Source organism: Aeromonas sp. RU39B (assembly GCF_900156095.1).
Taxonomy (GTDB): Bacteria; Pseudomonadota; Gammaproteobacteria; order Enterobacterales; family Aeromonadaceae; genus Aeromonas.
Map to the genome: position 1 here is coordinate 281,908 of NZ_FTMJ01000002.1, position 26,768 is coordinate 308,675.

General features: G+C 59.6%; 23 protein-coding genes and 1 tRNA gene. 18 read left to right on the forward strand and 6 right to left on the reverse strand.

Annotated elements, in window-relative coordinates; translation table 11 throughout:
* Nucleotides 1-93 precede the first annotated feature (93 nt).
* Both BW958_RS04105 and BW958_RS04110 read right to left on the reverse strand, forming a co-directional pair.
* A tRNA-Pro gene (locus BW958_RS04105) sits at nucleotides 94-170 on the reverse strand.
* A 115-nt stretch (nucleotides 171-285) separates the two neighbouring features.
* Nucleotides 286-1,632: a dihydroorotase gene (locus BW958_RS04110; RefSeq protein ID WP_076574456.1), complete on the reverse strand. Its 1,347-nt coding sequence runs from the start codon at nucleotides 1,630-1,632 to the stop codon at nucleotides 286-288.
* 79 nt (nucleotides 1,633-1,711) lie between these two features.
* Here BW958_RS04110 and BW958_RS04115 point away from each other — a divergent pair, with 79 nt between their 5' ends.
* On the forward strand, nucleotides 1,712-2,587 hold the full coding sequence (locus tag BW958_RS04115) for a 6-carboxytetrahydropterin synthase (RefSeq protein ID WP_076574457.1): 876 nt from the start codon (nucleotides 1,712-1,714) through the stop codon (nucleotides 2,585-2,587).
* 112 nt (nucleotides 2,588-2,699) lie between these two features.
* Here the strand turns inward: BW958_RS04115 and pfkA are convergent, their stop codons facing one another.
* The 3 genes from pfkA to elyC form a co-directional block, all read right to left on the reverse strand.
* Nucleotides 2,700-3,671, reverse strand: coding sequence for a 6-phosphofructokinase (pfkA, locus tag BW958_RS04120; protein ID WP_076574458.1), 972 nt, complete (start codon nucleotides 3,669-3,671; stop codon nucleotides 2,700-2,702).
* Nucleotides 3,672-3,794: 123 nt separating this feature from the next.
* Nucleotides 3,795-4,550 (reverse strand): triose-phosphate isomerase, encoded by a 756-nt coding sequence (tpiA, locus tag BW958_RS04125; protein ID WP_076574459.1) that lies wholly within the window; start codon nucleotides 4,548-4,550, stop codon nucleotides 3,795-3,797.
* A 137-nt stretch (nucleotides 4,551-4,687) separates the two neighbouring features.
* Nucleotides 4,688-5,458 carry an envelope biogenesis factor ElyC gene (gene elyC / locus BW958_RS04130; protein WP_076574460.1) on the reverse strand — a complete coding sequence of 257 codons (771 nt, stop codon included), beginning with the start codon at nucleotides 5,456-5,458 and terminating at the stop codon, nucleotides 4,688-4,690.
* A 95-nt stretch (nucleotides 5,459-5,553) separates the two neighbouring features.
* On the opposite strand from elyC, the gene BW958_RS04135 reads away from it, so the two are divergent.
* The 4 genes from BW958_RS04135 (at nucleotide 5,554) to mukB (ending at nucleotide 12,862) form a co-directional block, all read left to right on the forward strand.
* Nucleotides 5,554-6,327 (forward strand): methyltransferase domain-containing protein, encoded by a 774-nt coding sequence (locus tag BW958_RS04135; protein WP_076574461.1) that lies wholly within the window; start codon nucleotides 5,554-5,556, stop codon nucleotides 6,325-6,327.
* 96 nt (nucleotides 6,328-6,423) lie between these two features.
* Nucleotides 6,424-7,734, forward strand: coding sequence for a chromosome partition protein MukF (gene mukF, locus BW958_RS04140; protein ID WP_076574677.1), 1,311 nt, complete (start codon nucleotides 6,424-6,426; stop codon nucleotides 7,732-7,734).
* Nucleotides 7,715-8,434, forward strand: a complete 720-nt coding sequence (mukE, locus tag BW958_RS04145) for a chromosome partition protein MukE (protein WP_076574462.1) — start codon at nucleotides 7,715-7,717, stop codon at nucleotides 8,432-8,434. Before mukF ends, mukE begins: the two co-directional genes overlap by 20 nt.
* A gap of 3 nt (nucleotides 8,435-8,437) precedes the next feature.
* Nucleotides 8,438-12,862 (forward strand): chromosome partition protein MukB, encoded by a 4,425-nt coding sequence (mukB, locus tag BW958_RS04150; RefSeq protein ID WP_076574463.1) that lies wholly within the window; start codon nucleotides 8,438-8,440, stop codon nucleotides 12,860-12,862.
* A gap of 78 nt (nucleotides 12,863-12,940) precedes the next feature.
* On the opposite strand, the gene BW958_RS04155 is transcribed toward mukB, so the two are convergent.
* Nucleotides 12,941-14,947 (reverse strand): methyl-accepting chemotaxis protein, encoded by a 2,007-nt coding sequence (locus BW958_RS04155; protein ID WP_076574464.1) that lies wholly within the window; start codon nucleotides 14,945-14,947, stop codon nucleotides 12,941-12,943.
* Between the two features lie 212 nt (nucleotides 14,948-15,159).
* On the opposite strand from BW958_RS04155, the gene hinT reads away from it, so the two are divergent.
* The 13 genes from hinT to BW958_RS04220 all read left to right on the forward strand — a co-directional run bounded on the left by hinT (nucleotide 15,160) and on the right by BW958_RS04220 (nucleotide 26,721).
* Nucleotides 15,160-15,510, forward strand: coding sequence for a purine nucleoside phosphoramidase (gene hinT / locus BW958_RS04160; RefSeq protein ID WP_076574465.1), 351 nt, complete (start codon nucleotides 15,160-15,162; stop codon nucleotides 15,508-15,510).
* Nucleotides 15,510-16,904 (forward strand): COG3014 family protein, encoded by a 1,395-nt coding sequence (locus BW958_RS04165; protein WP_076574466.1) that lies wholly within the window; start codon nucleotides 15,510-15,512, stop codon nucleotides 16,902-16,904. The genes hinT and BW958_RS04165 overlap by 1 nt, the downstream gene beginning before the upstream one ends.
* A 19-nt stretch (nucleotides 16,905-16,923) precedes the next feature.
* Nucleotides 16,924-17,316, forward strand: a complete 393-nt coding sequence (locus tag BW958_RS04170; protein ID WP_076574467.1) for a YcfL family putative periplasmic lipoprotein — start codon at nucleotides 16,924-16,926, stop codon at nucleotides 17,314-17,316.
* Nucleotides 17,316-17,912 (forward strand): penicillin-binding protein activator LpoB, encoded by a 597-nt coding sequence (gene lpoB / locus BW958_RS04175; RefSeq protein WP_076574468.1) that lies wholly within the window; start codon nucleotides 17,316-17,318, stop codon nucleotides 17,910-17,912. The genes BW958_RS04170 and lpoB overlap by 1 nt, the downstream gene beginning before the upstream one ends.
* Nucleotides 17,912-18,706, forward strand: a complete 795-nt coding sequence (locus BW958_RS04180) for a phosphotransferase (protein ID WP_076574469.1) — start codon at nucleotides 17,912-17,914, stop codon at nucleotides 18,704-18,706. Before lpoB ends, BW958_RS04180 begins: the two co-directional genes overlap by 1 nt.
* 36 nt (nucleotides 18,707-18,742) lie before the next feature.
* A complete protein-coding gene (locus BW958_RS04185) occupies nucleotides 18,743-19,591 on the forward strand; it encodes a DUF6279 family lipoprotein (RefSeq protein WP_076574470.1) in 849 nt (282 codons plus the stop codon).
* A gap of 59 nt (nucleotides 19,592-19,650) precedes the next feature.
* Nucleotides 19,651-20,127, forward strand: a complete 477-nt coding sequence (locus tag BW958_RS04190) for a hypothetical protein (protein WP_076574471.1) — start codon at nucleotides 19,651-19,653, stop codon at nucleotides 20,125-20,127.
* A 98-nt stretch (nucleotides 20,128-20,225) separates the two neighbouring features.
* A complete protein-coding gene (gene secD / locus BW958_RS04195; protein ID WP_076574472.1) occupies nucleotides 20,226-22,034 on the forward strand; it encodes a protein translocase subunit SecD in 1,809 nt (602 codons plus the stop codon).
* Nucleotides 22,035-22,037: 3 nt separating this feature from the next.
* Complete coding sequence (gene secF / locus BW958_RS04200; protein WP_076574473.1) at nucleotides 22,038-22,943, forward strand: protein translocase subunit SecF; 906 nt, start codon at nucleotides 22,038-22,040, stop codon at nucleotides 22,941-22,943.
* A 116-nt stretch (nucleotides 22,944-23,059) separates the two neighbouring features.
* A complete protein-coding gene (locus tag BW958_RS04205) occupies nucleotides 23,060-23,971 on the forward strand; it encodes a DUF808 domain-containing protein (RefSeq protein ID WP_076574474.1) in 912 nt (303 codons plus the stop codon).
* Between the two features lie 134 nt (nucleotides 23,972-24,105).
* Nucleotides 24,106-24,645, forward strand: a complete 540-nt coding sequence (gene ycfP, locus BW958_RS04210; RefSeq protein WP_076574475.1) for an alpha/beta hydrolase YcfP — start codon at nucleotides 24,106-24,108, stop codon at nucleotides 24,643-24,645.
* 78 nt (nucleotides 24,646-24,723) lie between these two features.
* A complete protein-coding gene (locus BW958_RS04215; protein WP_076574476.1) occupies nucleotides 24,724-26,016 on the forward strand; it encodes an NAD(P)/FAD-dependent oxidoreductase in 1,293 nt (430 codons plus the stop codon).
* Between the two features lie 141 nt (nucleotides 26,017-26,157).
* A complete protein-coding gene (locus BW958_RS04220; RefSeq protein WP_076574477.1) occupies nucleotides 26,158-26,721 on the forward strand; it encodes a BUD32 family EKC/KEOPS complex subunit in 564 nt (187 codons plus the stop codon).
* The last annotated feature ends 47 nt before the right edge of the window (nucleotides 26,722-26,768 follow it).

Here is a 26,768-nt window from a genome sequence, read left to right on the forward strand (position 1 = left end):
CACGCGGCCCTTGGTTTTTTTAGGCGCGAGATAACGCGCTGCGCAGATAAACAAAAAGCCTTGTCTTGCGACAAGGCTTTTTGCGGGGAATGATGGTCGGCGTGAGAGGATTTGAACCTCCGACCCCTGACACCCCATGACAGTGCGCTACCTGGCTGCGCTACACGCCGACGAGGTCAGCTTGGCTGACGGGGGCAGAGTCTATGGGGCGGGTGGCCTCGTGTCAACCGCCAATCGCCCCACGCCCCACTGTTCGCCTGCTTTATCACCTTATCGGGCAAAGCTTCAGCGATCGAAGCTCAGACGCTGACCGAGCACCTCATCGGTGACCTGACCGTTCTGATAGGCGATGCGACCGTTGACCAGCGTCATGTCGATGCTGCTTTGGAAGCGATAGCCGTTAAAGGGCGACCAGCCACAGTGATAGAGAATGTTGCTATTGCGCACCACGTAGGGTTTGCCCAGATCCAGCAGCACCAGATCGGCAAAGTACCCTTCGCGCAGATAACCGCGATCCTGGATCTCATAGCGCTCGGCCACCGCGTGAGAGGTCTTTTGCACGATCTTTTCCAAGGTAAACACCCCGTTGTGATAGAGCTCGAGCAGCGCCATCAGCGAATGTTGCACCAGTGGCAGGCCGGACGGCGCCTTGAAGTAGCTCTGCTGCTTCTCTTCCCAGGTGTGGGGGGCGTGGTCGGTGGCAATGATATCGAGCAGGTCGCTGCGCACCGCTTCGAGCAGCGCACGTTGATCCGCCACGGTTTTGACCGAGGGGTTGCACTTGATCTGGCTGCCGAGCGTCTCGTAATCGGTCTCGTTGAAAAAGAGGTGATGCACGCACACTTCGGCGGTGATCTGCTTGCTGCGCAGATCTTTGACATCCTGGCTGGCGGTAAACAGGGAGAGCTCGCGGGCCGAGGTCAGGTGCAATACGTGCAGTTTGGCGCCGTGCTCTTTTGCCAGCTGTACGGCGAGCGAGGAGGAGCGGTAGCAGGCTTCATCACTGCGAATACGGACGTGCTCTTCCATCGGTACCTGCTCGCCCCAGCGCTCACGGGCTGCCTTCTCGTTGGCGGCGATGGTCGGGGTATCCTCGCAGTGGGTGACAATCAACACCGGGCTTTCGCGGAAAATGGCGGCCAGCGTCTCCTGATTGTCGACCAGCATGTTACCGGTGGATGAGCCCATGAAGATCTTGATGCCGCAGTTGCGCTTGGGATCGAGCTGCTTGATCTGCTCGAGGTTGTCATTGGTGGCACCAAGATAGAAGCTGTAGTTGGCGGCTGATGATTTCTCGGCAATGGCGTATTTGGCCTCGAGCGCTTCGATGGTGGTGGTCTGCGGGTTGACGTTGGGCATCTCCATGAAGCTGGTGGTGCCCCCGGCTACGGCCGCGCGCGACTCGCTCTTGATGGTGCCCTTGTGGGTCAGACCCGGCTCTCGAAAGTGCACCTGATCGTCAATCATGCCCGGGATCAGATACTTGTCACGTGCGTCGATCACCAGCGCATCGGCCGGCGCGTCGATCTTCGGGGCAATGCGACTGATGCGCTCACCCTCGATCAGTACATCCGCAGCGTAGATGCGTCCTTCATTGACCAGGGTCGCCTGGGAGATGAGCAGCTTGTTCATGGGGGGTTCCAGTTCCTTTGCTTAAGATCGCAGGCCATAATAGCGCAATACGCGATTTCCCAGTAGGCAAGGCAAACTGATGAAGCTATTTGTAAAAGAGTTGACCGTGATTGATTCCAGCTACCTGTGTGAACGCCGCGGCATGGTGGGCGACAGCTGGCTGGTCGATATCGAAATGGGCGGCGAACTCAACGAGATGAGCATGCTGCTCGACTTTGGTCGGGTGAAAAAGCTCATCAAGTCGATCATCGACAACGAAGTGGACCACAAGCTGCTGGTGCCGGCAGACAATGCCCTGCTGCGCCGTGGCGCGCAGGCGGATGGCGCCCTGACCGTCGACTGGCTGCGCGCAGGCCGCTCTATCCATCTTCATGCTCCGGCCGAGGCGTTTGCCTTTATTCCCGGTCACCAGATCGACAAAGAGAGCCTGACGGCCTATTTGATGGACGTCCTTGCGCGCCATCTGCCAGATAACGTCAACGATCTGACCCTGACCCTGCGCCACGAAAAACTCGATGGTGCGTTTTATCACTACAGCCATGGCCTGAAGAAACACGATGGCAACTGCCAGCGTATTGCTCATGGCCACCGCTCGCCCATCGAGCTCTATGTGGACGGCGAGCGTGACAGCGAGCTGGAATATGCTTTTGCCGAGCGCTGGAGCGATATCTATCTCGGTACCCGCGAAGATGAAGTGGCGCTCGATAGCCTGTCATTGGGCGTCGATGCGGCCGTTGCAACCGCGCAGACCCATATCGCGTTTGCCTATGTCGCCCCCCAGGGGCGGTTTGAACTCGCCATGCCGCGCGGCGACGTGGAAGTGATCGATACCGACACCACGGTCGAGCTGCTGGCTCACTTTATTGCTCGTGAAGTGAAGGCGCAGGTCGGGGAGAAGTTTCTTAAAGTCGTCGCTTATGAAGGGGTAGGCAAAGGCGCGATTGCCTGGGCTTAAATCCTGCTGGCAATATCGGAATGAGGCGCCAATTTGGCGCCTTTTTTGTCGCGGCCGGACATAAAAAAACCATCGCCAATGTTGGCGATGGTTTTTGCTTTTCTCACCCGGATTAGAACAGGGTGGTGGAGAGATCGTAGAGCTCTTGGTCGAACGGACGCTTCATGTTTTCGATGCAATCGATGATGTCATGGTGCACCAGCTCGTTTTTCTGGATCCCGATGCAGCGACCGCCTTGGCCTTCCATCAGCAGTTCAACCGCGAAGGCACCCATACGGCTGGCCATGATACGGTCACGGGCAGTCGGGTTGCCGCCACGCTGGATGTGGCCGAGGATGGTGGCGCGGGTTTCGCGGCCGGTCATGGCTTCGATGCTCTTGGCCAGTGCGTTGACGTCGGTGACGTGTTCGCAGATGGTGATGATCGCGTGCTTCTTGCCCTTGGCTTCCCCTTCGCGGATCTGCTCGAGCAGCTGCTCTTGATCAAAGGCCACTTCCGGTACGATGACGTATTCGGCGCCGCCGGCTACTGCCGCAGACATGGCCAGATCGCCGCAGTGGCGACCCATGATCTCGACGACCGAGATACGGTGGTGCGAGCTGCAGGTATCACGCAGGCGGTCGATGGCATCCACCACCACGTTCAGGGCGGTGTCGAAACCGATGGTAAAATCGGTACCGGCGATGTCGTTATCGATGGTGCCCGGCAGGCCGATGCAGGGGTAGCCCATCTCGGTCAGCTTCTTGGCACCCATGTAGGAGCCGTCACCACCGATGACGACCAGCGAGTCGATACCGTGCTTCTTGAGGTTCTCAATGGCCTCGGCACGTACCTTCTCTTCCTTGAAGGCCGGGAAGCGGGCGGAGCCAAGGAACGTACCACCACGGTTAACCACGTCGGAAACGCTGTGACGTTCCAGCTTCTGGATACGATCCTGGTGCAGGCCCAGGTAACCGTCCTGAATGCCATATACCTCGATGCCATGATGCAGGGCGGCGCGCACAACGGCGCGAATGGCTGCGTTCATGCCCGGGGCGTCGCCACCGCTGGTCAATACACCAATACGTTTGATCTGTTTGGTCATTGTGTGCCTCTGAACTGAGTTTACGAATCAGGATAGCCGCTGTTTGCTGGTTCGGCTTTCCCATCGGCGTCTCCGATGGGAAAACCGTCCATATGGAGGGGGCAGGACGCCCCCTCACACGACTTACTTGGCTGCGCCGGCGATGATTTGGGAGAAATCATCCACCTTCAGGGACGCGCCGCCGACCAGGCCGCCATCGATGTCGGCTTGACCGAACAGGTTGGCTGCGGTCGCGCCAGTCACGGAGCCACCGTACAGGATCTGAACCTTGGCAGCGACGTCTGCGTCGAAGCTGGCCAGATATTGACGGATGTGGGCGTGAACGGCTTGGGCGATTTCCGGGGTCGCGGTCTTGCCGGTACCGATGGCCCATACCGGCTCATAGGCAACGACAGCGTTGACGAAGGAAGCGATGCCGCAACGGTCGATAACAGCCTTGAGCTGGGTCTCAACCACGGTGTTGGTCACACCGGCTTCGAACTGCTCGAGGGTTTCACCGATGCACAGAACCGGGATCAGACCGACTTTCTGGATGGCTTCGTACTTGGCAGCAACGACAGCATCGTTTTCTGCGTGCAGGGTACGACGTTCGCTGTGACCAACCAGGGAGTAGGTGCAGCCGAACTCCTTGAGCATGACCGGAGAGTTTTCACCGGTGAACGCGCCGGCTTCGTGCAGGTCAGCGTTCTGGGCGCCATAGGCGATCTGGGTACCGGCGGTCAGTTGCTCGACCTGGCCCAGGAAGATAACCGGCGGGCAGACGGCGACCTTGACCGAGGGGTGGGCGGCAGCAGCCGGGGCCAGACCCTTGAGGAGGGCTTCAACAGAAGCCTTGGTGCCGTTCAGTTTCCAGTTACCCATTACCAGGGGCTGTCTCATTTTCTCTTCCTCCTGAGATGTTTGACTGCGCGTCATTATAAGAAGTGAACCGAACGCAAGATAGCGTTCCTATTGTCAAATGACGTAATTTTTTTTCGCTTTACCTGATCCAGGTCAGAATCCAACCCTTTGATTGTTCACTCGTTGGTCTGTCCGCGCAGGCGACTCCAGAGCTGACCGATCCACTCGTGCAGGGCCGCCTCCGAATACATTAAATAGCGTCCGCGTGGCAGGTAAGCGTAAAGAGGCAGGGGGAGGCCACTGTCACGGGCGGTGTAGTCGGTCGGCGCCGCAATCGGGCGCAATCCTTGTGCCTGATACAGCGCCATGGCGCGTGGCATATGGGTTGCCGAGGTGACCAGCGCCACATTCTGTCCTTTGAGGACTCGTGCGATGCTAACTGCTTCATCATGGGTGTCCTTGTTGTTTTCAAACAACCGCATGCGCTGGCGGGTAATGCCAAGACTCTCGGCTACCCGGGCGTTCACTTCGGCGTTAGAGAGCGGATCACCCTCGGCATAGCCGGAGAAGATCAGCGTGGCGTTGGGGTAAGCCAGCGCCAGGCGTACGCCTTCCAGCGTGCGTGATTGGGAGATGTTGTTCTGCCAGCTGTAGGGCGGCACGGCCGGATCGCTGACATGGCCGTTACCGAGCACGATGATGGCGTCGAGCCTGGCATGGGCGCTGATGGCAAAGGGCGGATAGGTCTGCTCGAGCGGGCGGGCGAGATCATAGCTGACCGGTTTGGAGGCCAGCAGGCCGATCAGGATAAACGCACCGGTCGCCAGCAGCTTGCCGGTTTTCTGAAAGCGGGTGAACCAGAGCAAAGCAAGGGCAACCAGCAGCAGTGTCAGGCTAAACGGAAGCGGCATCAGCAGGTAACCCAGCCATTTTTTGACGACAAACACAGCAGACGATCCTCGAGTTTTCACAGACCGGCCGAGTATGCCAGAATAAGCGCCCTTTGGAATGGCCCAAAACGGGCTGACTACCGAGAACATTTTTGAAGCACGATCAGAGCTTTGACGGACGAGCTGACAAGTTTGCCCGCAATATTTATGACTCCAGCAAGGGGCGTATTCGCACCACTGTCGTGTGGCGGGATCTGGAAGCGTGCTTGGCACGGTTGGGGCCAAGGCCACTGCGCATCCTCGATGCGGGCGGTGGTTTTGGCTTTTTTGCCCGTCGTTTGGCCGCCCTTGGCCATCAGGTGACGCTGTGCGATCTCTCTGCCGAGATGCTGGCGATGGCTCGCAGTGCCATCGATGAAGAGGGACTGTCAGAGCGCATCACCCTCATCCACTGCCCAATCCAGTCGCTGGCCGAGCAGGTGAGTGGCACCTTTGATCTGGTGCTCTGTCACGCCGTGCTGGAGTGGCTGGTTGACCCCAAGGCGACCCTGCCCACCCTGTTTCCATTCCTGGCGCCGGGCGGCATACTGTCGCTGCTTTTTTACAACCGCCAGGGACTGCTGTTCCAGAGCTTGGTGGTGGGCAATTTTGACTATGTGCGGGCTGGTCTTCGCAAGAAGCGGCAGACGGCCCTGACGCCCACCAACCCCCAGATGCCTGACGAGGTCTATGGCTGGGTCAGCGGGGGAGGGCTCGATATCATTGGCAAAACCGGGGTGCGTGTCATTCATGACTACATGCGCCACAAGGAAGATCAGACCGGTAAGTTCGATGATCTGCTGGCCATGGAGCTGCGCTACTGCCAGGAGGAGCCTTTTGTCTCCTTGGGGCGCTATATTCATGTGCTGGCACAAAAGCCGCGCTAACGCGGCCATCAGGAAGAGATAACAACACGAGATGAACTCATGACCAGTACGTCCCGTCTTGCGCCGGCTAGCGAGCCTTCGCAGCGACCCCAGCCCATGCCCGAGCGTTCGTTGCCGGAAACGGTGGGTTGGGTCCGACAGGAGGGGCTCGCCTTGCAGCTCCCCACCGACCGCCTGGCTTTTCTTGTCGCCATCAAGACCCTGTCGCAGGAAGAGTCCGATCTTTCCGAAGCCGCGCTGCACGATGCCTTTGGCTATGTCAGCAACGCCTTTGGTCAGGTGGATGAAACGGCGACCGCACGCGCGAACAATGCCATCAACGATCTGATCCGCCAGCAGTTGCTGTCGCGCTTTACCACCGACCCGGTGGCCGGTGACAGCCTCTATCGTCTGTCACGGCTGGGTGTCGCCATCGTCGATTTCTTCCTCGACCAGCGTCAGGTTGACTCCATCAAGCTCTCCATCTTGCTTGAACACCTGGCCAGCGAACTCGACAAGGCCTGCAGCGCCGCCCAAGAGACTGACACCCGCGAGCAGTGGGATGCCGAGGTGCTGCCACGTCTGACATTTTCGCTCGAAGAGACCATGGAGCGCATCGATCTGACCCAGCGCGCTATGGATGAGCAGCAAAACAAGGTCAAAGACGAGATTGCTGCGCTGCTGACCCAGAACTGGATGGATGCCATCCACAGCTGCGAAAAGTTGCTGCGGGAAACCGGCCAGACCTTGCGCGAGCTGCAAGACACTCTGGATGCGGCCGGCCACCGCCTGCAAGAGGGCCTGCTCAATATTCAGGAAGCTGCCCAGGGGCGTGATGATCTGTTCCACGTTGAAGAGCTGACCCATGCCCTGCAGGGGCGGCTCGATGTGATCACCAGCTGGGGCCAGCAGTGTATCGAGCTGTGGGCCCGCTACGATCGGCACGTGCACAAGTTTATTCGCACCGCCATCGACATGGATAAAAACCGGGCCTTTAGCCAGCGTCTGCGCGAGTCGATTCGCAATTTCGAGCAGCACAACTGGCTGCTGCGTATTGCCGAAGAGCCGCGTTTGCTGGAGCTGCGCGATGAGACCATCGCCATTCACGACGAAGAGGTGACCGGTGAGGTGCCGACCGAGCTTGAATTCCAGCAGATGGTCGATATCAGTGCCGAGCTGGCCGGGCGTATCGAGCGCCATCTGGTGCGCTACAAAGAGGCCGGCTTGCCGCTCGATTTGGCCGAGGTGCTCAGCGAATACCTGCAGGATTTCCCGGCCCATGCCCACTTTGATGTGACCCGTTTGCTGGTCGATCAGGCCGCCCGTCTCGGCCAGACCAGCGAGCTGATGCCGCATGCCCAGCCGAGCTGGAAACCCGTTAACCAACATGGATCCAAGGTTCAGGCCTATGTCATTGACCAATATTGATTTTCCCCTGCCCGTGCGACTGGCCGAGGCGATCGCCAACCCCTTGTTTCCGCGCCTCGACACGGCCCTGCGCAGTGGCCGCCACATCAGTGCCGATGAATTCGAACAACACTCGGTGCTGGTGGAGTATCACGCCGAGTTCGAGATGTTTTACGGCCGCTATCAAGTCGAGCTTATCAAGGCGCCGGAAGGCTTCTTCTACCTGCGTCCGCGCCCAAGCGCCGACATCGGCACCACGGTGCTCTCCGAGCTCGACATGTTGGTGGGCAAGGTATTGTGTTACCTCTACCTGAGCCCGGAGCGACTGGCCTCGGAAGGGGTGTTTGCCATGGCCGAGCTGCAAGAGGAGATCCTCTCGCTCTCTGATGAAAAGCAGCTGCTGCGTATGGTCAGCAGTCGCACCGGCGGCACCGATCTCGACAAGAAAAAATTGCTCGAGAAAATTCGCACCTCCCTGCGCCGTTTGCGCCGCCTTGGGATGGTCACAGCGCTTGGTAACGGCGACAAGTTCAAGGTCAACGAATCTGTGTTTCGCTTCGCCGCCGACGTGCGCAGCGACGAGGATCCGCGCGCCGTTCAGCTGCGCATGATCCAGGAAGGGGAGGCTATCTTCCACGACGACGAGTTGCCGAGCAGCGAAAGCCTGTTTGATGACATCGAGGCCGATCTCGACGATGAACAACTGGATCTGGAGGTATAAACGGTGAGAGGCAAGTTCAAATCCCTGACCATGGTCAACTGGAACGGCTTCTTTGCCCGAACCTTCGATCTTGACCAGCTGGTCACGACCCTCTCCGGCGGGAACGGGGCCGGCAAGTCCACCACCATGGCCGCCTTTATCACGGCGCTGATCCCCGATCAGACCCTGCTGCATTTTCGTAATACCACCGAAGCGGGCTCAAGCAGTGCCTCGCGCGACAAGGGCTTGTACGGCAAGCTGCAGCGCGGTCACTGCTATTCGATGCTGGAAGTGGTCAATAGCCGTGAGCAGCGTATCTGGGTCGGGGTGCACCTCGAGCAGGTGGCCAACCGTGATAACAAGGTCAACATCACCCCGTTTGCGCTGGTGGATGTGCCAGAAGGGGTGGCGCCGACCGAACTGCTGCTGGAAAAGCTCGACGATGGCAAGGGACGGGTACGTGCTTTTAGCGATCTGAAAGCCGCCGCCGTGCAGCTGGGCTCGCTCAAAGTCGCCAAGTTCAATTCGGTGACCGACTATCACAACTTCATGTTCGAGTTCGGCATCACGCCAAAGAAGCTGCGCGATCAGAAAGATCGCAGCAAGTTCTACCGCCTGATTGAAGCCTCCCTCTACGGTGGCATCTCCTCCTCCATCAGCCGTTCGCTGCGTGAATATCTGCTGCCGGAGAACTCCGGGGTACGCAAGGCGTTTCAGGACATGGAGGCGGCCATCTATGAAAACCGCCGCACGCTGGAGGCCATCAAGGAGACCCAGGGCCAGCGCGATCTGTTTAAAAACCTTATCACCGAGACCACCCATTACGTGGCGGCGGATTATGTGCGCGGCGCCTCGGAAAAGGCGCGCCTCTCCGAGCTGGCCCTCAAGACCCGTCAGGAGCTCTCGGACAAACGCCGCCTGCTGGCTGAAGAGAAGCAGCGTGCCATCTATCTGGCCGATGAGGTGGAGCAGCTGACTAACCGTGAAAAGCTGCTGACCGATGAGCTGGAATCGGCTGCTGAACACCTGGGCAAGGTGCTCGCCGGTGTGGCGCTTGGCAAGAAAATCGAGCTTTATCGCAGCGATCTGCATGAACTGAGCGACAAGCTCGAGCAGCAAAGTGCGGTCGTTGAAGAGATCCAGTGCAATCTCTTGGACGTCGAAGAGCGGCGTGACCGGGCGCTGGCGGAAGTGGACAGCCTCAAGACCCAGCTCGCGGACTACCAGCAGGCGCTGGATATTCAGCAGACCCGCGCCATTCAATACCGCCAGGCAGTGCAGGCGCTCGAGACCGCCCGTGAGCAGTGTGAGCTTGCCGAGCTGACCCCGGACAATGCCGCCAGCACCCTGCAGGCGTTTCGTGAGCAAGAGAGCCGCCTGACTCGCAGCGTGCTCGATGCCGAGCAGCAACTGGCCCTGGCCAGCACGGCCGTCAATGACTACGAGCAGGCGCTGGCGCTGCTGCTGACCGTGGCACCCGGCACTGAGCGCAGCGCGGCTTTTAGCGTGGCCCAGCAGCTCGGCCGTCGCCTAATTGAAGAGCGTGCCCTGTTGTCGCAAGGTGAAGACCTGCGCGCAGCACTGACCCGCCTTGAAAAAGAGCAGGCCGGTCGTGAACAGCTGACCAAGCTGGCTGCCCAGCTCGCCGAGAGCGGTGCCCGCGTGGCCGATAGCGAAGAGCTTGAATTACTGCTCGAAGGGCTGCGCACCCGCCGTGAAGAGCTCGACGAAGAGGCCGAGGGGATTGCCCAGCGCCGCTCACACAGTCGTCATCAAAGCGAGCAGCTTGAGCGCGATATCAAGGAGCTCACCACGTTGGCACCGCGCTGGCTGCAGGCAAGTGACAAGCTCGAGCAGTTGCGTGAGCAAAGCGGTTTGCCGCTGGCCAGTGCCGAGGCGATCTCCCAAGGCATGAGCCAGGTGCTGGCGGACGAGCGGCGCTTTGAGCAAGAGAGCCGCGATATCCAAAGCCGCAAACAGGCCATTGAGCTGCAGGTGAAAAACCTGCAACTGGGCGCCGGTGAGGCCGATTCACGTCTGTCGCGGGTGGCTGAGCAGGTCGGCGGCGTGCTCTTGTCGGATGTGTACGACGATATCTCGATTGACGATGCCCCATATTACTCGGCGCTCTACGGTCCGGCGCGCTGCGCCCTGGTGGTGCTCGATCTGGACGGCGCCATCGAGCGGCTCAAAGCGATCGACGATTGTCCCGAGGATATCTATCTCATTCAGGGCAACCCCGATTCGTTTGATGAAGATCTGGTGGAGGCCGACGAGCTGGGCAACGCCGTGCTGGTTCGCACCAGCAAACGTCAGGTGCGCTACTCCCGTTATCCGTCGTTGCCACTGTTTGGCCGCGCTGCGCGGGAAAAACGCATTGAGCAGCTCGATGCCGAGCGCGATGCGCTGGTTGAGGCATACGCCCGCGCCGCCTTCGAGCAGCAGAAATACCATCGCCTCTACCAGCACTTCAGCGACTTTGTTGGCACTCATTTAGGGATTGCCTTCCAGCCCGATCCGGAAGCCGAGATTGAGGTGAAACAAGCGGCGCTGCGTCAGTTGCAGGGCAGCGCCGGTGACGGGGAGCGTGAATTGCAAGCGCTCAAGGGCGCGCAGGCGCAGGTAGCCCGTCAGCTGCAACTGGCCCAGGCCATGCTGCCGCTGGCGCACCTGTTTGATGAGCCGGTGGCCGAGAAGATGCAAGAGGCCCGCGAGCGCGTCGCCCGTCTCGATGCCGCGCGCGAGTTTGTCGAGCGTCACGGCGTGGCGCTGGAAAAGCTTGAGCCCCTGGCCCAGGTGCTGCGGCAAGATCCGCAAGGCCTCGGCGAGCTGCAGGCAACCTTTGATCGGGAACATGGCGCCCTGAGCGTGCAGAAACAGCGCTGCTATCTGCTCGAGCAAGCGGTGGCCCGTCTGCCGCATCTGGCCTATCAGGACGCGCAGGATCTGCTCGGCCGCGCCTCCGAGATGAGTGAGCATCTCAAAGACAAGCTCAAAGCGGCTGAAGCCGAAGCGCGCAGCACCGGTGAGCAGCACAAGCAGATCGCAGCCCAACATACCGAGGCGCTGCAGGTGCGCACGGCGCTCAACTCCAGTGTCGAGGCCAAGGGCGAGACCCTGCGCGAGTTCGAGCAAGAGTTGTTGGCCATGGGGCTGTCGCTCTCGCAAGACATGGAAGAGAAGGCCCGCAGTCATAAAAAGGAGATCGAGGAGCTGCTGGTTCGCACCCGCTCGCGTCGCACCAGTGCCGAGGCGCAGTTGCAGGTGACCAAGCGCGAAATCGAATCCTTGGGTGGCCGTTTGAAAGTCGAAGGCAAGGATTACTTCACTGCCCGTAAGGCGCTGGTGGGTCATAAAGCCAGTTGGGCCCGGGTGGTGCGACTGGCGCGTGATACCGATGTGGAAAAACGCCTCAATCGCCGCGAGCTGGCCTATCTGGATGCCGATGATCTGCGCTCCATGTCGGACAAGGCGCTGGGCGCCCTGCGCGTAGCGGTGGCTCATGATGACGACCTGCGTGATGCGCTGCGCCGCTCGGAAGGCAGTCGTAACACCGAGCAGAAGGTGGCCTTCTACGTGCTGGTTTATCGCTATCTCAAAGATCGCATCCGTAACGACATCATCCGCTCGGATGACCCGGTCGAGGCGATTGAAGAGATGGAAATTGAGCTGGCGCGCCTTGCCGACGAGCTCAAGCAGCGTGAGAACCATCTGTCGCTCTCGTCGCACGAGGTGGCGGCCAAGATCACCAACATTATCCGCCGTGAGCAGAACCGGATCCGGGTGCTCAACCAGGGCCTGCAGAACATCGCGTTTGGTCTGGTGCGCGGGGTGCGCCTTAACGTCAACATTCGCGAAGCCCACACTCGCTTGCTGACGGCGCTGGCCGATCAGAGTGCCATGCACAACGATCTGTTCGCCGACAAGGAGCTGTCGTTCTCCGAAGCGATGGCCAAGCTGTTCCAGCGCCTCAATCCGCAGATTGAGCAAAGCGATCGCAACTATCAGGTGATGGGGGATGTGCTGCTCGATTATCGCAACTACCTCGAGCTTGAGATTGAGGTACTGCGTGGTGCCGATGGCTGGCTGCGTGCCGAAAGCGGCGCGCTCTCTACCGGTGAGGCGATAGGTACCGGTCAGGCCATTTTGCTGATGGTGCTGATCAGCTGGGAAGAGGAGTCCCGCCGGTTGCGTGGCAAGGATATTGCTCCCTGCCGCCTGTTGTTCCTCGACGAAGCGGCGCGCCTGGATGCCAAATCCATCGCCACCCTCTTTGAGCTGTGTGAGCGTCAGGATATGCAGCTGTTGATTGCCGCGCCCGAGAACATCAGTCCGGAGAAGGGCACCACCTACAAGCTGATCCGCAAAGTGCAGGGCAAGCACGAGCATGTGCATGTGATTGGGCTGCGCGGTTTTGGCTTCACCGACGAGGTGCGCCACAGCGCCTGAGCGGTGCAAGCCGCGCGTGTCTAACCAAGACCCATCGAAAAGCGGGAGGCCACTGGCCTCCCGCTCTGTTTTGACCTATCAGGCAAGGCGAAAGCGTTGAACCAGCGCCTGCTGGGTATCGGCCAGTTGATCGAGCTGGCCGCTGGTGCTGGCGACCTGATCAATGCCCTGATAGTTGTTATTCGAGATCACCGAGATCCGCTGCAGGTTGCTGGCGATGTCGGCGCTGGTGGCTTGTTGCTGCTCGGCGGCGGCCGCAATCTGGCTGGCCATGTCGTTAATGCGGGTGACGATGCCCTCAATCTCCTCCATGGCGCTGTTGGCGAGCGAGCTTTGCTGCATGCTTGAGTCCATCTCTTGCGAGCAGGCGTCCATCACGCTTACCGCCTTGCCGGCAGCCTGCTGCAGAGCGTCGATCATGCGCTGGATCTCGCTGGTCGATTGCTGGGTGCGTGAGGCCAGCGCCCGCACCTCATCAGCCACCACGGCAAAGCCGCGGCCCTGCTCACCGGCGCGCGCCGCTTCGATGGCGGCGTTGAGGGCCAGCAGATTGGTCTGCTCGGCAATGCTTTGAATCACCTCGACAATATTGCCGATGCCATTGCTCATGCTGTCCACATCGCGGATCACGGTGGCGGTATCGGAGAGTCGCGCTGCCAGCTGATGAGTCGTGCTGATATTGCCCGCCATCACCTGACGACCCTGGCGCGAGGCACGCTCGACCTCTTGCACCTGCTCCAGGCTCTGATGGGCGGCGCTGGCCACTTCACGCACCGAGGCCTCCATCTGGGTCATGGCGGTGGCGACCGAGGCGGTTTCACTGCGCTGGCGCTCCAGCTCGCCACGCACCTGCTCGGCCGTGCTACGGTTGCCGTGGGCCACTTCACTCAGCTGCCCCGAGGCGTGGGAGAGCTCGGTCAGCACATCGCCCATCTGGGTGATTAACAGATTGACCTGCCGCGCCAGCTGGCCAAATTCGTGGCGTCCCTGACTGCGCAGACGGCCGGTCATATCACCGTGGGTGACGGCGCCCAGCACGCTAAGTAGCTCTTTGAGCGGATTGCGGATAGCGCGGGTCAGGCCGCGGGCCACCAGCACGGTGATAAGCAGGGCCAGCGCAATGGCCACCCCTTGCTGCAGGCGGCTCTGTGCCAGCACCTCATCGGCCCCTGCCACGCTTTGCCCCATGATGTTCTCGCTGGTGCGATTGACCTGAGCGAGCGTCAGGGTGATCCCCTCCAGCCGCTCGGCGGTGCTGCGACGCAGTTGTTCAAGGGACGCCTGCTCTCGGGTCAGTGCCAGATATTGGGCCAGCAGCCCTTCACCGGCGCTGTCACGCTCGAACTCGCGCAGTTGATGACCAAGATCGTTATCAAAGTCAGGTAACTCGTTACCAAGATCCTTGATGGTGGCATGCAGATCGCCCATCAGTGCCCGGTTGCGCTGCAAGGTGGCATCAATGGGGCCGACGCTGCTCTGGCTCAGCGCCTCCATGGTGGCGACCTCAATGGCGGCGATCTGGGTGGTGAGCTTTTCCCCTAGCATGGTGATAAAGCTGTCGTCGATGCCGGCCATGCGATCAGCTAAGTTCTTTTTCAGTTGCGGCTGGCTGACCTGAAACTGGCTCTTGGCCCGGTTGATGCGCGCGAGCTGATGCAAGGTGGCCTGATGGGCCGGGGGGAGGGCGTCAATCTGCCGCTCATAGTCGGCAAACTGCTCGTCGAGCGTTTGCAGGGAAGCGGTCAGTTGCGGATGTTGCACGGCCAGGGTTTTGAGCGCGTCGAGTGCGTGACCTGCGTCATCACGGCGCTGATCAAGGCGCTCCTGCGCATCATCAAGACGCGCAAGATCGCGCTCATTGAGCACATCCCCGAGCGCACTGTTGGCGGCAAGCAAGGTCACCTGGGTGCGGCTGCTGGCCACCAATAGGGGCATGGATTGTCCGGTGACCCGGGTGAGGGCTTCCTTGAGCTGACTCTGATTGTTGAATGTCAGCGCTGATGCGCCAACCATCACCAGAACGAGGACGCAAAAACCCAGCGCCACCCGTTGCAGGATGGAGAGATTGTCAAATAGCTTTGTCATGTTGTTATTGTCCCGCTGTCTATGATGCCGGTCGCTTCATGAGCTCCGGTCGACCGGCAGTGTAAGCAACAAGGCGTGGCTTGTTGTGTACTCAATGATGAAAAACAGAAGGGGATCACATTTGCGTGGATGACGCCGGCAGTGCTGGCATGCGTGCGCGGATTCCTTTACCCTTTGGCCTCGCCAACCCATTGTTTGCAAGGAGTTATGTCATGGCCGAGGAAACCATTTTCAGCAAGATCATCCGCAAGGAGATCCCGGCGCAGATCCTCTATCAAGATGATCTGGTCACTGCATTTCGCGACATCAATCCCAAGGCGCCGACCCATATTCTGATCGTGCCAAATGTGCTGATCCCCACCGTCAATGATGTGGAGCCCGAGCATGAGCTGGCTCTGGGGCGCCTGTTTACCGTGGCGCGCAAGTTGGCGGCCGATGCAGGCATCGCCGAAGACGGTTATCGTCTGGTGATGAACTGCAACCGTCACGGTGGTCAGGAGGTGTATCACATCCATATGCACCTGCTCGGTGGCAAGTCACTCGGCCCGCTGGTCTGCTGCTGATGCCACAGGTCAGGTCACGCGGCAGATGGGTTGCCGCGCTGCTGCTGCCCCTGCTGCTGGGCGGCTGTGCCAACTGGAAAGACTATTTTGTCACCTATTCCGAGCAGGTCGGTGAGCTTCGCACCCAACTGCGGGCCGGTCACGCCGATGAGGCGCGCAAGGCGGTGCGTGAATCCACCCCGGGTGATAACAACTACCTGCTTGATCGCCTCGAAGAGGGGCGCATCGCCCTGTTAGCCGGTGATATGAACGGCAGCCGCCGTGCGTTTGATGCGGCCGACAAGGCGATCAGCGCCGACGATCTAGCGGCTCGCTATCGGGTGAGCTCGGCATTGCAGCAAGGCGGGAGCCTGCTGACGAACGATCAGACCATCGCCTACCAGCCGGCCGATTTTGAACGCACGCTGCTGCACCACTATCTGGCGCTGGATTATCTGTTTGCCAACGACCGGCAAGGGGCCTTGGTGGAGCTGCGCCGCGCCAATCAGGAGCAGGAGGCGGCGGCTGAACGCCGCGCCCACGACGTGGCCGATGCCGAGCAAGCGGCGCTTAGCCAGCAGTTGTCGCAACAGGCGCCCTCGATGGATCGCCTGATTGGCAGCGCCAAGAGTGGCTTCTGGAACCCTTACACCTTCTTCTTCTCGGCGCTGCTCTATGAAGCCGATGGCAATCTCAACGATGCCTGGGTCGATCTGCAGCGCGCCTACCAGCTCGCGCCCGATCAACCCAGCGTGCAGGATGCCTTGCTGCGTTTGGCCCGGCTGCGTGGCAGTGCCGATGAGCTGGCCGATATCGAGAAAAAAGTGGGCCGCAAGGCGCCGCCTGCCGATCCGACATCGGGCCAGCTGGTGGTGCTCTACGAAGAGGGGTTGATCCCGCTGCGGCGCGAGCTGTGGTTGCCGTTGCCCATATCGACCTCGGCGGGGGATTTTCGTACCTTCACCGTGGCGCTGCCGTATTATGACAACTGGTCCGAGCCAAGCCTGCCGCTGACCATCTCGGCGGGGGGTGTGCACGGCCAAGCAAGTGAGCTCGGCAATATCGAGGCGCTGGCTGCGTATGATCTCAAAGAGCGTCTGCCGGGCATGGTCACGCGTCAGTTGCTGCGGCTCTTTGCCAAAGAGCAGGTGCGCCAGGTCGCGTCCCAGCAGGCCAACGATATCGGCAATCTGGTGGTGGGGATTTTCAATACCCTCTCCGAGCACGCCGACACCCGCAGCTGGAGCACCTTGCCGGCACGTGCATCGGTCTGGTCGACCAGTTTGCCCGCCGGCAGTCAGAGCGTTGAGCTCAATGGCCGACGCGAGCGTGTGGTGATCAACCCCGGCCGTACCACGCTGGTGTGGGTCAACCGTGTGGCGCCGGATCTGCAGATCCGAACCATTTCCCTGTAAATCGGGAGAGGAGTCATCAATGAAAAAGAGTGTGTTAGTGCTGGCGCTGCTGCTGGGTGCCTGCAGCAGTGATACCACCGGCTTATGGATGACCGGTTATGCGGGGGAGGCGGCCAAGGTTGAGCCCGGACACCCGCTGGATCTGGGGGTGGCTGAACGCAGCCGCCTGCGCCAGAACGATCTGCTGACCGTGACGGTTGAGCTGACCAACACCCTGAAAAAAGATCAGACGGTGCAGTGGCAGTTCAGCTGGTTTGATGGTCAGGGTCAGGCGATGGCCGTCGATGGTCAACCCTGGCAGCCCATTACCCTGCATGGTCACCAGAGCCGTACCGTGACCGCCACGGCCCCCAACCCGTCAGTGGTCAGCTATCGTCTGGCCGTTCGTGAAGTCTTGAAGGAGTCCTACTGATGAAGATGAAAACCGCGCTGGCGCTGGGTATTACCGCCTTGATGCTGGGAGGCTGCTCGAGCACCACCGTCTCTTACGGTGATGCCACCGAGACCGAAACCGTGACCGCTGATTATGGCTCCACCGATCTGCAGGGCATTGCCACCAAGATGGTCGACTCCATGCTCTCTTCGCCGGCCGCGGCTGAAATCAGCGCAGCGGGTCGCCCGGTGATGTACATGGACAGCATCCGTAACAAGACCTCCGAGCACATCGATACCGAAGCCATCACCGATACCATTCGCACCAAGCTGCTCTCCTCGGGCAAATTCCGCTTTGTCGATATGAGCAAGGTGGCGGCAGTCAAACAGCAGCTGGAGTATCAATCTTCCAGCGGTCTGGTGGACCCGGCCTCCATGGTGCGCATTGGCAAGCAGACCGGCGCCCGCTACATGATGTATGGCAACCTGTCGAGCATCGTCAAGGATAATGGCAAGGTGAAGGATGTCTTCTACCAGATCACCATGAACCTGATGGATCTGCAAAGTGGCGAGCTGGTGTGGGCTGATCAGAAAGAGATCCGCAAGCAAGCACGCCGCTCCACCTTCGGCTGGTAATGGTTGCGCTGCCGACGCCCTGGCAGGCGGCAACTCGCACGCCGCTTGCCGGGGGATTGAGTAATCAAAACTACCGGTTGCAGCTGGACGATGGCCGACAGGCGTTCCTGCGCATCGGTCATCCGGCGCCAGAGAGTCTTGGCATCGACCGGACACTCGAATGGCAGCTCTATTCGGCTGCTGCCAAGGCGGGCCTTGCGCCCGCCTCTCTTTTTCACGATCTGCCAAGCGGCACCTTGCTGATGGCGTGGTGTGATGAGCCAAACTGGGCGCTGGCGCCGCCTGCGCCGCGTGACGCCATGGCTGCGTTAGCTGGCGTGCTGGTCGCGCTACACCGTCTGCCGCTGCCCACCGGCCAGATGGCGGTGCGCGCCCACAGCGCACGTTATCGCCGGCAGCTCTCATCAATTCCTCCTTGGCTAGGCGCGCTTGAGCGCGCCTTGCTGGCCAGCGCGGCGCCGAGCGATCTTTGGCTCCCTTGTCATCACGATCTCAATCCGGCCAATTTGCTTGGGCCGCGCCCCTGGGTCGTGGATTGGGAGTATGGCGCCGCCGGTCACCCCGGCTTTGAGATTGCCTCCATCTTGCGCACCCATGGCTGGGCAGTGGAAGCCGGTGACCTCTTGTGCGAACACTATCGCAACCAAGGCGGCGTCGCAGAGCACATTGCGTTTCGCCCCTTTTTGCCCTGGGTGGATTACATCGCGCTGCTGTGGACGCTGGTGCGCCGCGAGCAGGCACCAGATGCGGGGCTCGATGAGTGGATTGAGCGCTATCGCCGCCAACTTGAATAAACCCAAGGCGCCCTGTTTGCGTCCACGAGAGGCTGTATGAAACGTGTTCGTGTGTGGCTGGCCGCATTGTGTTGCCTGTTGCTGGTGGGCTGTACGACCCGCCTTATCTATTACTGGCTGGACTGGGTGGTGGCCTGGCAGCTTGATGACTACTTCTCGTTAAGCTCCTCTCAGAGCAAGGCGCTGGATCGCGAGCTACGCGGTTTTATGGTCTGGCATCGCAGCAGTGAAATACCGCGCTATGCCAAAGAGCTGCGACAACTGGGCAAGGCGGTCGCAAGTCCCATGTCCCAAGATCAGGTGTCGCAGGCGCTCAGTCAGCTGGAAGAGGATATCGACCGGGTGATTGGCAACGCGCTGCCGCGCGCAGTGCGCCTTGCCCAGTTGCTTAACGATGATCAGCTGTCGCGTTTTATTCGCGAGCGCCGCGAAAAACTCGAAGATAAGCAGGTGGCGTTTCGCCTCAAGTCACGCGCCGCGATGGAGCGCGAATTTGCCGACAAGATGAACGAGCGGCTCGTCTATTGGCTCGGCTCGGTGGAGCCGGCGCAGCAGCCACTGGTCGCGCGCTGGGTCAGCTGGCAATACGAGCTTTATGGCCCCTGGCTCGATTACCAGCATCAGTGGTGGAATGAGTTTGCCAGCGTTGTGCGCCTTAAAGGCACGCCGGACTTTGCGGTGCGTCTTGGCGCCTTGCTGACCAGTGGTGACGGGTTGATGGGCGGGCGCTACACCGGCTACAGCCAGCAGTCTCGTGAGCGCACCGTGCAGTGGTTATCGGACTTAAGCCAAAGCCTGACATTGGCCCAGCGTGCGCATCTTTATGGTCTGTTCAAAGGCTTCGCCGATGATTTTGCCGTGATGGCGCGCACTAGCGAGCATTAACCCCGGGCTTGTTGCGCTTAGCCATGCCGTGTTATGGTCGGCCGGTTTTCATAAGAGTGATGAATTTGCTGCGTCAGTCCCGTTTTGCCGTCTTAATGTTGTGTGTGCTCATCGCGCTGACCCTGTGGGGTGGGCTGGCGAAGGGCTTGCTGCATGCAGCAAACGGTGACGGTAATGCGGGCCGGGGAGCGGCGATATCACTGCAACTTGAGCAAGCCCTGCAAAGCCAGCTCGATGGCATATTGGCGCAGCAAGGGGCGCTGTTTCGTGCTGATAAGGTGCGCGGCGACAAGGCCAGAGGCGACAGAGCCCAGCGCCATGACGATAAGAGCGATGAGCCGCACTATCAGCTGCTGACAGACTGGGCGCTGCCCCATGTCTTGCTGCTGCTCTCAGGTCTGTTGCTGCTGCATTGCCTGTTTCATCCAAAGCGCAATTTCCGTGAGCGCTTTAGCCATGTTGACCGGCGTCTCGAGACGCGGCGACACCAACAATTTCGCTTCTGCCAGCGCCGCAGGCTGTTGCCTGCGGCCTGATCCTGCCTCGCCAGTGACAGGCCCGGCTTGCCGTGAGCAAGCCTTGGTATTGTCTGCACCGCAGATGATCTCTCCCATGGTTGTTTCGGAGAACTGTCATGACCTCTCTTTTTCGCCCGTCTGCGCGCAGACCGGCTACCTATTTCAATCGCATGAGCCGCTGGAGCTACGCCTTGCTGCTGCTCATGCTGGTGACCTTTACGTTTCACTCCCTGCCCACCTTTTTCGGTGAGCAACCGGCGCTGGGACTGCATGGCCAGCAGGCGCTGACCGAGTCGCAGATTAAGCAGTTGGCTGACCATCAGCTGACGCCACAGCGCGTTAGTCGTGATGGGGAGCGGCTGTTGTTAGTGTTTGCATCCCAAACCGAGCAGCAGCAGGCCAAAGCGTTGCTCGATGGGCAAACGAGCAGCGCTGCCACACTGGAGTTTGCCTCTAACGCGCCCCAGTGGCTCAGTATGCTAGGCGCTGCGCCCATCAAGCTTGGGCTCGATTTACGCGGGGGCAGTCAGCTGCTGATTGGGGTCGATACTGACTTCGTACTCTCGCGCCAAAGTCGGGCGATGGCCGACGAGGTGCGCACACTGCTGCGTGAGGCTAACCTGCGCGGCGCAGCGGTCGCCACCCCATCCCTTGATGCGGTCTCAGTGAGCCTGCCTGCCGGGACCGATGACAGTGCCCTCGTCAGTCAACTACGGCGCCAGAGCCAAGGGCAATGGCAGCTGGATCGCAGTGATGATGCCCTGCGTTTGACCTTGCTGCCCGAGGCTCGCAGTCGGCTGATTGGGGATGCGGTCGTGCAAAACTTAAAAATTTTGCAAAAGCGGCTGCATGAGCTGGGGATTGTTGAAGCCACGGTGCAGCGCCAGGGACTCAATGCAATTCGTATCGAGCTGCCCGGGGTGCACAACCCGAAGCAGGCGCGTGAAGTGCTGGGGGCGACCGCCTCGCTGGCGTTTTACGAAGTGCGCACCGATAGTCACTTCTTGCTGGCCGATCGTCACGGTCAGCCGGTGCCGCTGGCACGAAAAGCGGTGCTGGGCGGTGAGCACATCATCGATGCTCGCGCCAGTGTGGGGGAGACCGGCCAACCGCAGGTGGCCATTGTGCTGGATGGGCAAGGCGGCGAGCTGATGAACCGTTTCAGTCGCTCACGCATTGGCACGCCGATGGCTACGGTGTTTACCGAATACCGCAGTCAGGCTGGCGGCCCGGCGCGGGCCAGCAATCAGGTGATCAATATCGCCACTATTCAGTCGGCGCTTGGTAACCAGTTTCGCATCACGGGCATCAATTCACTGCCTGAGGCGCAGGATCTTGCCATGTTGCTGCGCGCCGGTGCCCTGACCGCCCCCCTTAGCATTATGGAAGAGCGCAGCATTGGCCCGACTCTGGGTGCCCAGAACATTCAGGCCGGCTTTATGGCGCTGGCCTGTGGCATGGCTGGAATGGCGCTGTTTATGATCTGCTGGTACCGCCGTTTTGGCTGGGTCGCTATCACGGCGCTGGTCGCTAACTTATTGATGCAGGTCGGGATGTTGGCGCTGCTTCCTGGCGCTGTGCTGACGCTGCCCGGTATTGCCGGTCTGGTGCTGACCGTCGGGATGGCGGTCGATACCCATGTGCTGATCTTTGAGCGGATCCGCGACCGGGTGAGGGAGGGGGCTAGCCTCGCTGGCGCCATCGACTTTGGTTATCGCTCGGCGTTTCGCACGATTTTCGATGCCAACATCACCACTCTGATCAGCGCAGTGATCCTCTATTCCATTGGCTCGGGCCCACTACAGGGCTTCTCCATCACCCTGATGTTGGGGCTGATGTCGAGCATGGTGACCGGTATCTGGGGCACGCGCGCCATCATCAACCCCCTGTGGGGCAAAAGTAGCCTGACGCTGGCGAGGATTTAACGCATGACTCATCATTTTCATGGTTCCCTGACCCGGGCGCGTTATGTCGGGCTGGGCCTGTCGCTGCTGCTGACACTGGCCTGTCTGGTGTTGCTGGCGACTCGCGGTTTACAGCTTGGGCTCGATTTTACCGGGGGCTCATTGCTGGAGTTTCGTATTGATACCCTGCGCCCGGCCCATGAGCTCAATGCCATGCTCTCGGCGTCACTGCGCTCGGTGGTGGAGCTGCATCCTGCCGGCGCGCTGGGGGAGTGGTTTATCAAGCTGCCTGAGCATGCACTGGCCTGGACGCCGCAAGAGCTGACCAGCCGACTCTCGGATGAGCTGGCGATGTCGGTAGAGCTGCTGCGCACCACGCAGGTGGGGCCGCAGGTCGGGGCCGAGCTGCTTGAGCAAGGGATGCTGGCACTGCTGGCGGCCTCCATCGCTATTTCAGTCTATCTGGCATTTCGCTTTGAGTGGCGTCAAGCCGTCGGGGTGTTGGTGTCGGTGCTGCACGATGCGCTGGTGGCGCTGGGTCTGTTGGCGCTGCTGCAGGTGGAGTTCGATCTGAATATCATTGCCGGCCTGATGGCGGTGATCGGCTATTCACTCAACGACAGCATCGTGATCTCCGACCGGCTGCGCGACATTCTCTGCTCGCGTGAGCCACCGGGCATCCATGAGTGCACCGACCGTGCCGTGGTGGCAACCTTTAGTCGCACCTTGATCACCTCAGGCACGACGCTCTTTACCGTGGGCGCACTGTTGCTGTTTGGAGGGGAGGCGCTGTTTGGGTTTGCCCTGACCTTGTTTGTCGGGGTGCTGGTCGGCACCTGGTCATCGATTGTGATTGCCACGCCGATCCAGGAGCTGCTGGGATTAACCCCGGCGGCCTATCAGGATAAAAAACTGGCTACCGCGTCATGAGCATGACGTAAGAGGCAGGTAAGGCGGGCACAGTCCCGCCTTTTTTCGACCTGCTGCTTGGTGCAACTGGCCCTTGCGATTACCATCCATTCATCGCTATGTATAAGGAAAATATAATGGCAGGCAGTCTGCTTATTCTGCTCGATGATATTGCTACCGTGCTTGATGATGTGGCCTTGATGACCAAGGTGGCGGCCAAGAAAACGGCTGGTGTGCTAGGGGATGATCTGGCGCTCAACGCCGAGCAGGTGAGCGGTGTACGCGCCGAGCGGGAGCTGCCGGTGGTGTGGGCGGTGGCTAAAGGATCGCTTCGTAACAAGTTGATCCTGGTGCCGCTGGCGCTACTGATCAGTGCTCTGGTGCCCTGGCTGATTACGCCGCTGTTGATGCTCGGCGGCGCCTACCTCTGCTTTGAGGGGGCCGAGAAGGTGGCCCATTCGCTACTGCATCGGGGCGAGCAGAGCGCTCATGATATGGCCGAGCCTGAGCCGCCGGTGTTTGATGAAGGGGAGAAAATCAAAGGCGCCATTCGCACCGATTTTATCCTGTCAGCCGAGATCATCGTCATTGCGCTTGGCACGGTACAGGGTGCCTCATTGCCGGTACAGATCAGTGTGGTGGCAGGCATCGCCGTGCTGATGACCTTTGGGGTCTATGGGCTGGTGGGACTTATCGTCAAGCTCGACGACATCGGCTTGCATCTGATCAAACAGGGGGATAGTGGCACATTGGCTGCGCCGAGGCTGGCGCTGGGGCGCTCTCTGCTGGTGCTGGCGCCGCGTCTGATGCACTTGCTGGCATTGGTGGGGACGGTCGCGATGTTTATGGTCGGTGGCGGCATTTTGGTGCATGGCCTGCCGTTGGTCCATCATCTGATTGAAGGGGCGAGCGTGAGCAGTGCCGCGCTGCCGGCCATCGGCGCATTCGTTGCTATGGTGTTACCCAGCGTGCTCGGTGCGCTGTTCGGTTTGCTGGCCGGGGTGCTGCTCTTGGGGGCGATGACACTCATCGCTAAGCTGCGCGATTAACGCCGGTTGCCTTGGTGTCATTGATGACCGTATGGTGATCCATAGCAAGAAAGTACCACGCTGCGGTAGCCGTCACAGGACGCTCTGGAGTAGGGTCAAACGAATGCCATGCCACGTTGTGAAGGAAACAGGCGATGATCATCTATTTGCATGGATTTGATGCAACCAGTCCGGGTAATCATGAAAAGGTGCTGCAGCTGCAGTTTATTGACGATGATGTTCGTTTTGTTCACTACAGCACCGTCCATCCGCGCCACGACATGAGCCACCTGCTTAAGGAAGTCAAAAAGCAGCTGGACATGAGTGATGATCCCAAACCGCTGATTTGTGGGGTTGGGCTTGGTGGTTACTGGAGTGAGCGGATCGGCTTTTTGTGCGGTATCCGTCAGGTGCTTCTTAACCCCAATCTGCATCCGGAAGAGAACATGCAGGGCAAGATTGAGCGCCCCGAGGAGTATGAGGATATTGCCACCAAGTGTGTTACTGACTTTCGTAAGAAAAATTCAGGAAACTGCCTGTGCATCCTTTCCGAAGCGGATGAAGTGCGAGATAATCACGACACTGAACGTGAACTGAAGAACTATTACGACATCATTTGGGACGATCGCGAGACGCACAAATTCAAGAACCTCTCGCGACACCTGCAGCGCATGAAGGCCTTCAAGGAAGGCTGATGCCGGATGACGACCGATTTGTCTTTAGGGAGCCGTTGTGGCTCCCTTTGCTTTTGAGAAACCTAGGAAAACTGCATCATGATGAATATTGTCGTTGTAGGCGGCGGTGCTGGCGGTCTGGAATTGGCCACCGGTCTGGGCCGCAAGCTTGGCAAGAAAAACAAGGCAAAAATCACCCTGGTGGACCGTAACCGCACCCACCTGTGGAAGCCACTGCTGCACGAAGTCGCAACAGGCTCCATGGATGCCGGTATCGATGCACTGAGCTATCAATCTCACGCCAAAAATCACGGTTTTGACTTCCAGCTGGGCACTCTGACCGATATCAAGCGCGACGAAAAGCGTATCGTGCTGTCGCCGATCGTGGATGAGCACGGTGACGTGGTGGTCAAGGAGCGTGAGCTGCCTTACGACTATCTGGTGATGGCGATTGGCTCGGTGTCGAACGATTTCAACACCCCGGGTATCAAGGATCACTGCATTTTCCTCGACAGTCCGTCCCAGGCGCACCGTTTCCATAACCGGATGATGAACCGCTTCCTGCAGTTTGCAACCGAGTTTAAGCCGGGCGATACCGTCAAGATCGCGATTGTGGGCGGCGGCGCTACCGGCGTGGAGCTCTCGGCCGAGCTCTACAATGCGGTCGAGCAGCTCTACACCTATGGTTTCAAAAATCTGACCAGCGCCAGTCTCAAGGTCACTCTGGTTGAAGCCGGTCCGCGCATTCTGCCGGCCCTGCCCGAGCGCATCAGCGGCGCCGCTCATCAAGAGCTGGTGAAGCTGGGTGTGGACGTGCGCACTGCGACCATGATCACCCAGGCGACGGCCGAAGGGCTGCATACCAAGGATGGCGAGCTGATCGAAGCCGACCTGATGGTATGGGCTGCTGGCATTAAGGCGCCGGATTTCATGAAGGATCTGGCTGGTTTGGAAACCAACCGCGTCAACCAACTGGTCGTGCATGACACCCTGCAAACCACCCGTGACGAGAACATCTTCGTTATCGGTGACTGTGCAGCTTGTCCGCAGCCGGATGGCAAGTTTGTACCGCCGCGAGCTCAAGCTGCGCACCAGATGGCCGATCAGTGCCTCTACAACATGCTGGCCAAGATCAATGGTGGCGAGATGAAGCCTTACCGTTATCAAGACCACGGCTCGCTGGTCTCCTTGAGCCGCTTCTCCACCGTGGGCAGCCTGATGGGTAACCTGATGCGCGGCTCCATGATGGTGGAAGGGGCGATCGCCCGTCTGGTCTACATCTCGCTCTATCGGATGCACCAGATTGCCCTGCACGGCTATATCAAAACCGGTCTTATCATGCTGGTGGGCCGTATCAACCGGGTGCTGAGACCGACGCTCAAGCTGCACTGATTTCAGCTGCTGCGATCAGTAAAAGAGAGGGGAAACCCTCTCTTTTTTGTTCTCTGTCATTTCGCCGTCATACTCAGCTTGGTCGAGCCGGCGGCTTTGGGTAAAATCCGCCAATCATTTGTATCGACCCCCTCTATTTTCATGAAACTGATCCAAACCGGCAAATATTCCCGTGTCTATTACGACGCGGCGAGCGAGAGCTTTATCAAGGAGTTCTCCCCCAAGTTTGAAGACAAGCTTCGTTATCTGCTGCGCTTCAAGCCTTATCCTGGGATGAATTTCGCGCACATTGCCCAGCGTTTGGGTCGTCTTGGCGTCGTCACGCCCGAGATCACCGAGGCTAAGCCTTATCGTCTGGTGACGCGGGACGTTCATGCCGATGCGCCCCTTTGTGACGAGATTGCAGACTCTGCAACGCTGCAGCAGCAATATCTCGATGTGCTGGAGTTGTGCTGGCGCAACCGCCTGTTTTGCCGTGGATTGCATACCCGCAACTTTCTGGTTAAGGGTGGACAGCTGGTGGCGATAGATCTTGACGCTTATAAAGATTGCCGCTGGTTACCATTTAATCGCAAAGAGTTCCTCTATTGCTGGGAGAGTGTGCTGGGAAAGAATGAAAAATTCCTTTTTCCTCAATTGCTTATAAGATTGGGGTTGCCAGCTGATTTTATGCACGGCCAATTGAAGGCGGACAAGCGCCATTAATGGTAGGCGACAGTCAGCAGTGAAATGACTAGTCTGTTTCGAGTCTT